This window comes from Acidovorax sp. KPB24-03, from assembly GCF_057546605.1.
Window position 1 is genome coordinate 1 of record NZ_BAAJYR010000370.1, and the last position, 3,423, is coordinate 3,423.

Annotated in this window: 4 protein-coding genes; 2 read left to right on the forward strand and 2 right to left on the reverse strand. The window is 66.4% G+C overall.

Going from position 1 to position 3,423, the window contains the following annotated elements; translation table 11 throughout:
* Nucleotides 1-1,127 (reverse strand): MCP four helix bundle domain-containing protein (locus AC27KI_RS21045; protein ID WP_487115651.1); only part of this gene is annotated, 1,127 nt, incomplete at its 3' end.
* Between the two features lie 127 nt (nucleotides 1,128-1,254).
* A complete protein-coding gene (locus tag AC27KI_RS21050) occupies nucleotides 1,255-1,758 on the reverse strand; it encodes a MarR family winged helix-turn-helix transcriptional regulator (RefSeq protein ID WP_284430677.1) in 504 nt (167 codons plus the stop codon).
* Between the two features lie 140 nt (nucleotides 1,759-1,898).
* On the opposite strand from AC27KI_RS21050, the gene recA reads away from it, so the two are divergent.
* Together recA and AC27KI_RS21060 are read left to right on the forward strand one after the other, a co-directional pair.
* Complete coding sequence (recA, locus tag AC27KI_RS21055) at nucleotides 1,899-2,990, forward strand: recombinase RecA (protein WP_284400760.1); 1,092 nt, start codon at nucleotides 1,899-1,901, stop codon at nucleotides 2,988-2,990.
* 77 nt (nucleotides 2,991-3,067) lie between these two features.
* The coding region (locus tag AC27KI_RS21060; RefSeq protein WP_487115654.1) for a RecX family transcriptional regulator at nucleotides 3,068-3,423 on the forward strand (356 nt) is incomplete at its 3' end.

Consider the following 3,423-nt stretch of genomic DNA (forward strand, 5'->3'; position numbering starts at 1 on the left):
TTGAGCGCCAGGATGTTGGTCTGGAACGCGATGCCGTCCACCACGCCGATGATGTCGGCGATGCGCTGGGAGGCGGCGTCGATGCTCTTCATCGTCTCCACCATCACCTCCACCGCGTCGCCGCTGCGCTGCGCCACCGTGGACGCATCCGCCGCCAGCTGGCTGGCCTTCTGGGCGCCGTCGGCGTTCTGGCGCACGGTGGAGCTCAACTCCTCCATGGACGCGGCGGTTTCTTCCAGGGCCGAGGCCTGCTGTTCGGTGCGGGCCGACAGGTCCTGGTTGCCCTGCTCGATCTGCGAGCTGGCCGCGGCCACGCCTTCGGCGCTGCCGTGGACGGCACCGACCACGCTCGCCAGGCTGGCGCGCATGTCGCTCAGGGCCTGCATCAGCTGTGCGGACTCGTCCTTGCCGTGCACGGCGATGTCCATCGTCAGGTCGCCGGCGGCCACGCCCCGCGCCACTTCGACGGCCGAGGCCAGCGGCCGCGTGATGTGCCGCGTGATCCACCAGGCCAGCACCGAAGCGATCGCCACCGCAGCGATCAGCAGGGCCAGCAGCGTGGTCTGCGCACGGTGGAACGTGGCCACCGCATCGTCGTGCGCGGCGTCGCCGCCTCGGCGGTTCACGCGGGCCAGCTCGCCCAGCGTGGACGCCATGGCATCGAAGCCCTTCTCCGAATCGGTGAAGAAGATCCGCAGCGTTTCATCGTGCGCCTGCAGTGGCTGGTCCAGCATGCGGCGCTGCACCGCGAGGTACTGGTCGCGCTGGGCTTGGTAGGCCTCGTAGCCCTTGCGCTCTTCGCCCGGATTGACCAGCGGCGCATATACGGCCTCGGCCTCCGCCAGTTGCTGGCGTCGCACCTTGAGCTCTTCCTTGAGCTTGTTCAGGTTGCTCTGGTCGGTCGGCAGGAAGGCCTCGCTCTCGGTGCGCCGCAGGCGGTTGGCGGCGATGCGCACGTTGCCGATGGCCTCGATGCTGGGCAGCCAGTTCGTGGCCAGGTCTTCGGCGCTGGCGTTGATGCGCAGCATCTGGCCCCAGGCCATCCAGGCCAGGGCGACGGTGATCAGCGTGGTGATGCTGAAAGCGAGCGCCAGTTTGGCGCCAATGCGGAGGTTGTGCAGGTTCATGATAAGTACCATCTATTGCGTTTGGTATCTTGATTAACTTTTAGATACCTTAGAAGAGGCTTAAATCGGAATCCGCAGCGCGAAAAATGGCAAAAATGCGATGTCATTTGTATCATTTTTGCAGCTTTTAACCTGACAGCCCGTCACCTTCCGCATACGCTTCCAGTCCGATCGCCACCACCGTGGCGACCTCGTCGCCCACCTCCATGCGGAATTCCGCCTCCGCCTGCGCCACCGCGTCGCGGAACGCCTGCAGCCACGCCAGACCCGCGGCAGTGAAGCAGACGCGGCGCGCCCGGGCATCGCGCGGGTCGGGTTCCCGCACCACCAGGCCCCAGGCGACGCACTGGTCCACCAGATCGGCCATCGACTGCTTCGTCATGCCGGCCCGCTGCGCCAGATCGGTCAGCCGGTCGCCATCGAGCGAAAGGTGGCGCGTGATGTGGACGTGCGCCGCACTCACCTGATCGCGCGCGGCGAGGTTGGAAAGCGCCAGCGGCACTTCCACGTTGTGGGCCATGAGTTCGAGCACCCGCGCATCGAACCGGCGCATGGCATGCCCGAGCAGGCGGCCCAGGTGGGTCTGGCGCCAGCCATCGTCGAGGGGGGGAGAGGGTGGGGTTTCGGCCATGGCACATTGTCAGGGAAACTGACTTAAAACCCCGTTTACGCGCTGAGACAGCTCGCATAAACTACTGTTCAAGCATCCAGCCTGTGACTACCCACAGCCGGACAGAGACACCCCAACCCATTGTTTTTCAAGGACTTTCCATGGACTTCGCCGTCAAGGGGACCCACCCCGCCCAGCCCGTCAACACCGAAAAGGCCAAGGCCCTCCAGGCCGCGCTGGCCCAGATCGAGAAGCAGTTCGGCAAGGGCACGATCATGCGCCTGGGCGAAGGCGAGGTGATCGAGGACATCCAGGTCGTCTCCACCGGCTCGCTGGGCCTGGATATCGCGCTGGGCGTGGGCGGCCTGCCCCGCGGCCGAGTGGTCGAGATCTACGGCCCGGAATCGTCCGGCAAGACCACGCTCACGCTGCAGGTGATCGCCGAGATGCAAAAGCAGGGCGGCCAGTGCGCCTTCGTCGATGCCGAGCACGCGCTCGACGTGCAATACGCCCAGAAGCTCGGCGTCCAGCTGTCCGATCTGCTGATCAGCCAGCCCGACACCGGCGAGCAGGCCCTGGAGATCGTGGACAGCCTCGTGCGTTCGGGCGCCGTGGACCTGATCGTGATCGACTCGGTCGCCGCGCTCACCCCCAAGGCCGAAATCGAAGGCGAAATGGGCGACGCGCTGCCCGGCCTGCAGGCCCGCCTGATGAGCCAGGCGCTGCGCAAGCTCACCGCCACCATCAAGAAGACCAACTGCATGGTCATCTTCATCAACCAGATCCGCATGAAGATCGGCGTGATGTTCGGCAGCCCTGAAACCACCACGGGCGGCAACGCGCTCAAGTTCTACGCCTCGGTGCGTTTGGACATCCGCCGCACCGGCACGATCAAGAAGGGCGACGAGGCCGTGGGCAACGAGACCAAGGTCAAGGTCGTGAAGAACAAGGTCAGCCCGCCGTTCAAGACGGCCGAGTTCGACATCCTGTTCGGCGAGGGCATCAGCCGCGAGGGCGAGATCATCGACATGGGCGTGAACGCGAAGATCATCGAAAAGAGCGGCGCCTGGTACGCCTACAACGGCGAGAAGATCGGCCAGGGCCGCGACAACTCGCGGGAGTTCCTGCGCGAGAACGCCGACCTCGCCCGCGAGATCGAGAACAAGGTGCGCGAGAGCCTGGGCATCGCCCTGCTGCCCGCCAGCCTCGAAGCCCCCGCCGCCGCCCCGGCCAAGGAAGCGGCCGAGAAGTAAGCCTTGGCCGATTGCAGGCCATGCCCGGCTCCAGCGCTTGATTGACAGGCGCTGGATGCTTCCACTTTCATAGCACCATGGGATTTGCGACGCTTTCGCTCAAGGGCCGGGCGCTGCGCCTGCTGGCACAGCGCGAACACTCCCGCGCCGAACTGGCCACCAAGCTGGCCCGCCACGTGCAGGAGGGCGACGACCTGAACGCCGTGCTCGACGACCTGCAGGCCAAGGATTTCATCAGCGCGCAGCGCGTGGCCGATTCGGTGGTGAACCGCCGCGCCGCCCGCCTGGGCACGCAGCGCCTGGTGCAGGAGCTGCGTGGCAAGGGACTGGACGACGCCCTGGTGCGCGCCACTGCGGAGCGCCTACACGCCACCGAGCTGGAGCGCGCGCAGGCCGTGTGGCGCCAGCGCTTCGGCGCCCCGGGCGAGACGCC

What these genes read in the sequence shown, in the direction of transcription:
- AC27KI_RS21050 (WP_284430677.1), bottom strand. Translation starts at nt 1,758, where the DNA reads ATGGCCGAAACCCCACCCTCTCCCCCCCTCGACGATGGCTGGCGCCAG.
- recA (WP_284400760.1), top strand. Translation starts at nt 1,899, where the DNA reads ATGGACTTCGCCGTCAAGGGGACCCACCCCGCCCAGCCCGTCAACACC.